The following is a 6,185-nucleotide window of genomic DNA, read 5'->3' on the forward strand; positions in this document are numbered from 1 at the left end:
CCGTCTTTGGTTAGCTTGGTCCCGTGCCGGGAACGGTCAAATAAGCGCACCCCCATTTCGGCCTCCAACTGTGAAATAGCCTGGCTCAGCCCCGACTTGGTAATGTGAAGCAGGTCGGCAGTTTCCTGGATGGTTTGATGGTTAGCCAGTTCGTTTGCGTAGATTAGTTGTTCCAGGTTCATGGTGCACCTCCTGTGGTGTATTATACATGAGAGCGTTTTAACTAATTTGACCGGCAATTCCACGGTTTTAGTCCGTAATGGTTGACTAAAAAATTTCGTCTGTTCGTTACCTCACAACACAAAGATTTTTATTGACTACTCAGTGCGCCAATGAAGGATTTACTAATGGGGACGTTGTAATATGGAAAGGATTTAAAGGATTATCATAATCTTGTTAAGTGCTTTTATGAACAAAGTCAAACATTAACCATAAAACCGTTTATTATTTCACGATGATTAACGCATAATTGGCTGGTTTTGCTGAATTAATGGTGCTAGGATCTTTAAAGGAGATGTCATTTCACAAATTCAGGTATAAGGGAGATTTGAACATGACAGAAGATAAAAAACGCTACGGGGCCGACGCAATTGTCGATAGCCTCGCCAATCACGACGTTAAGTACGTTTTTGGAATTCCGGGCGCGAAGATTGACCGCCTTTTCGAACGACTGGAGCACCCAGTTAACCCGAAGGCACCTAAGTTAATTGTCAGCCGCCACGAACAAAATGCCGCCTTCATTGCTAGCGGAATTGGCCGTTTGACTGGCAAGCCCGGGGTAGTCTTGACAACCTCAGGCCCAGGGGTTTCCAACCTGGCTACTGGGTTGGTAACTGCCACGGCCGAAGGTGATCCCGTCTTGGCCATCTCGGGGCAAGTTCCCCGGCGTGACCTTAAGCGCCTGACCCACCAAAGCATGGATAACGCCGCTCTTTTAGCACCAGTTACCAAGTACAGTGCCGAAGTTCAGGATCCGGATAACTTATCGGAAGTCCTGGCGAACGCCTACCAGGAAGCCGTTGCACCAAAGCAGGGGGCTAGTTTTGTCTCGGTACCCCAAGATGTAACCAACGGCGAAGTAACGACTCCAGCGCTGGCACCGCGTGCAAATGTTAAACTGGGGCCGGCTAATGAGGCGGATATTGACTGGTTGGCTACTCAAGTTAAGGAAGCCAAGATGCCGGTTCTCTTAGTCGGGATGCGGGCCTCCGACGAGGAAACGACGGCCGCCATCCGTCAACTGGTTAAGGAAACCCACCTGCCGGTTGTCGAAACCTTCCAGGGGGCCGGGATCATTTCTCGTGAACTGGAAGCCGACTTCTTTGGCCGGGTTGGCCTCTTCTGTAACCAACCAGGGGACCGGGTCTTGAAGGAAAGCGACCTGGTAATCACGGTCGGCTACGACTCAATCGAATACGAGCCGCGTAACTGGGATCCAACCGACGACGCCCGGGTGGTGGTCTTAGACACAAAGGCCGCTCAATTGGACAATAATTTCCAACCGGAACGCGAATTGATCGGGGACCTCGCTAGCACCTTACGCCTCTTAACGCCACAACTGGCTGGTTACCAAGTCCCGAGCCAGTCCCGGGCCTTCTTAGACCAGGTTCAAATTGAGGTGACGACCCGCGACGAACCAAAGCCGGTTAAAGAAGGGCAAGTGCTTAACCACCCGCTTAACATTGTAGCCGCCATGCAGGAACGGATTACCGATGACATGACCGTCACCGCCGATATCGGTTCCTTCTACATCTGGTTAGCCCGCCACTTCCGCAGCTACCAACCGCGCCATCTGCTCTTCTCTAACGGGATGCAGACCTTAGGGGTCGGCTTGCCATGGGGGATTGCGGCAGCCTTGGTACGGCCAAACAGCCAGGTCGTTTCCGTGTCCGGGGATGGGGGCTTCTTATTCTCCGCCCAGGAACTGGAAACGGCGGTTCGCTTGAACTTAAACATCATTCACCTGGTTTGGAACGACGGGAACTACGACATGGTTAAGTTCCAAGAGGAGCTCAAGTACGGCCACGACGCCGGCGTTAAGTTTGGCCCGGTTGACTTTGCCAAGTACGCCGAAAGCTTCGGTGCTACTGGGTTGCGGGTTGAACGCGCCGCCGACCTGGGCAAGGTCTTAGATCAGGCCTTTGCCACCAAGGGACCAGTTGTGGTCGACATCCCGGTTGACTACTCTGACAACCCGACCCTTGGTCAACAATTAATTCAAGATAACATTAACTAGCTAAAAGCAAAAGGGGATGACGAAAGGCGGCGCCTTCGTTGCTGTACCCCCTGTAAATAAGTATCAACGGGACTGTGACGGTTTGCCACAGCCCCGTTGTATTTTCTAGTGAGTCAGGGCGCTGCCACTTAAAAAACTAAGTCGTTTGGTGATTAATTATACATTTATCGTTAATAAAGATGCGGGATAACTTGTGAATGGTAATCATGAAGTGTATGATATAACTGATCATTTCAAAGGGAGATATTGCCATGGATAAAGCGAGTGCAGAGGCGATTTTAAAGGATTTGATCGCCATTAAAACGGTCAACGATAATGAAAAAGAAGTTGCCGATTACTTGGCGGGCCTGTTTGCCCCGTACCAAGACTAAGGAGCAATTATAAATCAAATTGAATATTCTCCGAGCCGAAATAACTTAATCGTAACCATTGGTGAAGGCGAGCGGGCGTTAGGTTTTGCTGGCCACCAGGACGTAGTTGACCCCGGGGCTCTTAAGGACTGGCAAACGGATCCCTTTGACCCCGCGGTCATCGACGGCCGCCTGATCGGGCGGGGCGCTTCTGACATGAAGAGCGGGCTGGCCGCGATTGTCTGTGCGTTATTAAATCTGCTAGAGGAAGGGGCGATTCCAGGCAAGATCAAGCTGGTGGCCACGGTTGGCGAGGAGTCTGGTGAATATGGGGCCGCCCAGTTGACCGATGCCGGCTGGGTTAACGACCTGAGTGCGATGGTAATTTGCGAGCCGTCCGACGGGATGAAACAGATCCAATACACCAGCAAGGGGATTGTCGATTACTACGTCACTTCCAAGGGGAAGGCGGCCCATTCCTCCAAACCCGAGCAGGGTGAAGACGCGATCGCCCACTTGCTAGAGTTTGCTACCGCGGTTCAGGCCCGTTTGGCTAAGTTAGACAGGGTTGATCCGGTTTTAGGCAGGCTGACTAGCTTAATCACCACCATTAAGGGGGGCGAACAAATTAACTCGGTCCCGTCCTTTGCTGAATTATCCGGCAACATCCGGACGATCCCAGGCTACACCAATCAGGTTATCTTTAGTATTATCGACGGTCTGATTGAAGAACTCAATCAGCGGCCGGGCTACCAGCTCAGTGTTCGCTACAGCTATCCGGAAGAACCGATGCCAGGGCAGGCCGATAGCCCGTTGATCAAACAGCTTCAAAAGATTAGCCAGGAGGTCTTCGGCCGGCCGCTTACGCCAGTAGGGGGGACGGGGGCTAGTGACGGCTCCGAATTTATTCGTGCTAAGGCGGCGTTTCCCATTGTGATGGTGGGACCGGGCAGCGACAGCCAGCACCAGCCCAATGAGTGGGTAAGCCTGGCGGTTTATCACCAGGCGATTAGATTCTACCAAAGGTTTATTCAGGATTATTTTGCCTAACTTTCGTAAAGTAAGCGCTATGCATAAAATTGCAACGCCCTGACCATCGTTATTTAAAATGATTAAGGGCTTAAACCTTGCTTTTTTAATTAAGCCGTTCGTGATAATATTAATTAGTAAATCTGATTGAACTAAAGGAGACTGCGATGTTAAAAACTGTTCTTCTTGGGCCCGCCTACACTGCGCCGGAGTCCAATCACGTTACCTACCTTGCTGATGCCCTGATTGAAATTGACCAGGACGGCAAAATTACTGCTGTTTTAACCCCGGATGAGCCCGGCTACCAAGAGCACCTGAGGGAAGCCAAGGAAGCCGGTCTTTTGCACGAGCTGATTCCTGGCCAGGTGATTGTACCCGGCTTTGTCGACCTGCATATTCACGCCCCGCAGTGGCCCCAGGCCGGCCACGCCCTCGATAAGCCCCTGGCCGACTGGTTAAACGACGATACCTTTCCCTTGGAAGCCAAGTATGAAGACCTTGAGTATGCCCAAACCATCTACCATGACCTAGTCCACACCTTATTGGCTAATGGGACCACGACGGCGTTGTTCTTTGGGACCATTCACACCGAGGCCAACCTGGTCTTGGCCCGGGAATGCATGGATCAGGGCCTGCGGAGTGCAATTGGCCGGGTGGCAATGGATAACCCTGACCAAACCCCAGCTTACTACCGTGATGAGAGCAGCCAGGAGGCGGTAGCCGAAACCGAGCGCTTTATCCAGGCCCTAGAGTTCTTGGGCCAAGGTGAACCGCTGGCTCCGCTTCCAGTCATCACCCCGCGGTTTGTGCCATCTTGTTCCGATGGTACACTAGCCGGATTGGGGCGCTTGGCCAAGAAATACGACCTACCGGTGCAATCCCACGTCTCAGAGAGCAACTGGGAGCACCAGTACGCGATTGACCGCTTTGGCCTGCACGATGCCGAAGTGTTAGATAAGTTTGGCCTGCTGACTGCTAAAACGGTCCTGGCTCATGGCACCCAGTTGACTGATCATGATGCTAATTTACTAAGGGAAAGGGGAGTGGCCATTGCCCACTGCCCAATCTCAAATGCCTACTTTGGTAACGGCGTTCTGCCCGTCAACCAGCTGCTTAAAAATGGCAACCAATTGGGGCTGGGAAGTGACATTTCTGGCGGCTATTCGCCAAGCCTGTATGATAACATCCGCCACGCTGTCGCCCTGTCCCAGGTCCGGACCGATGGGGTGGCTAATGACGACCAGGGGAAGCCGGACTCACGAATTTCGGTTCAAACCGCCTTTTACCTCGCCACCAAGGGAGGCGCGCAGGCGCTGAACCTACCAGTTGGGGCGGTGGAAGCCGGCTGTCAGGCTGACCTTCAAATCCTGACCGACCCGCACCCCTGGCCAAAAGAGAGTCCGCTCGATCGTTTCGAGCGCCTCATGTACCAAGCGACCCGCGCGGTCGTGACTGCCGTAATGGTTAACGGCGACCTTGTTTATCAAGTTCGCGATTAAAGAGGAGAGAAATTGAAAATGGAAAAAGAAGAGATTAACCGCCGCTTACACAAGGCCAAGATGATTGGTAATACCGCCACGGTGGCCTGCCTAGTGATGTACGTTTCCTACATCCAGCAGATTATTTCTAACTTTAGCGGCCACCCGGTTTCACCGTTACAACCAATTTGTGCCGCCATTAACGCCATTCTCTGGGTAGCTTACGGGTGGATCAAACCCCAAAAGGATTGGCCCGTCATCATCGCCAACTTCCCGGGAATCATCTTTGGGATTTTGACTTTCATAACCGTGTATATCCACTAATTAAACCCCCTGCGTTTTTAGCGCAGGGGTTTCATTTTAGTTCCTAATTATAAATAGGGGGCTGTGACGAAACTGTCACAGCCCCTGTGGTGAAAATCTCACTGATAAGGTTAAGCGGGTCCTAATCAATAGCTAAAATAGAACCTAACTAAGCGAGCTTTAGTAAATAAGTGATAGGGCAACTGCGTTCTTAGCCCAACGACGGATGAAGTTAAAGAATTGTTTACTTATTTACGTAAATCTCTTTCCTTAAAGAAGATTGATATAATTATAATATTATTCTAATTTTTATCAAGTGCTTTTCGAAAATTTAGCCAGATTAAGTTGATTGTTAAGTGCGCTAACTTGCCTTCCCGGTTAGAATTTGATAAATTAAACCAAACTTACAAAAAGATGAGATAGCGAGGGGTGTACAATGTTTAGTCGAATTGGTCAGGCCATCTTTGATCACCAGGCACTTTTGGAGGCATCCAATTTTAAGATGGGCTTAGAAATTGAAATGCAGCGAGTAGATGAAACAGGTCACCTGAGCCAGGAGCCCTACCCGGCAGCGGTGGGTGATGAAAAGGAAAATCCGTGGATTACCAATGACTTTTTGGAGACGATGTCTGAGATTGTAACCCCGCCGGCCGGTAACGCCACCGATGCCATTCACTACCTGTACAGTATCAATACCGCCTTGCGAATTGCGTTGGCACCAGGCGAGCTTTTGTGGCCGCTTTCGATGCCACCGATCCTACCTAAGGACCGGTCAAAGGTTCCGATCGC

Annotated in this window: 4 protein-coding genes and 2 pseudogenes; 5 read left to right on the forward strand and 1 reads right to left on the reverse strand. The window is 51.0% G+C overall.

Annotated elements, in window-relative coordinates:
* Positions 1-182 (reverse strand): LysR family transcriptional regulator (locus tag AOQ57_RS05565; RefSeq protein ID WP_157686483.1); only part of this gene is annotated, 182 nt, incomplete at its 3' end.
* Positions 183-553: 371 nt separating this feature from the next.
* On the opposite strand from AOQ57_RS05565, the gene alsS reads away from it, so the two are divergent.
* The 5 genes and pseudogenes from alsS to AOQ57_RS05590 all read left to right on the forward strand — a co-directional run.
* Positions 554-2,236 carry an acetolactate synthase AlsS gene (gene alsS, locus AOQ57_RS05570; RefSeq protein ID WP_093626017.1) on the forward strand — a complete coding sequence of 561 codons (1,683 nt, stop codon included), beginning with the start codon at positions 554-556 and terminating at the stop codon, positions 2,234-2,236.
* 251 nt (positions 2,237-2,487) lie between these two features.
* A pseudogene (locus AOQ57_RS05575) lies at positions 2,488-3,636 on the forward strand (ArgE/DapE family deacylase).
* A 146-nt stretch (positions 3,637-3,782) separates the two neighbouring features.
* Positions 3,783-5,114: an amidohydrolase family protein gene (locus AOQ57_RS05580; protein ID WP_093626019.1), complete on the forward strand. Its 1,332-nt coding sequence runs from the start codon at positions 3,783-3,785 to the stop codon at positions 5,112-5,114.
* A gap of 18 nt (positions 5,115-5,132) precedes the next feature.
* Positions 5,133-5,417, forward strand: a complete 285-nt coding sequence (locus tag AOQ57_RS05585; RefSeq protein ID WP_093626021.1) for a SemiSWEET family transporter — start codon at positions 5,133-5,135, stop codon at positions 5,415-5,417.
* A 415-nt stretch (positions 5,418-5,832) separates the two neighbouring features.
* Positions 5,833-6,185 (forward strand): annotated as a pseudogene (locus tag AOQ57_RS05590) (glutamate--cysteine ligase); the annotation flags it as partial.

The organism is Limosilactobacillus gorillae, from assembly GCF_001293735.1.
In the GTDB taxonomy this organism is placed as follows: domain Bacteria; phylum Bacillota; class Bacilli; order Lactobacillales; family Lactobacillaceae; genus Limosilactobacillus; species Limosilactobacillus gorillae.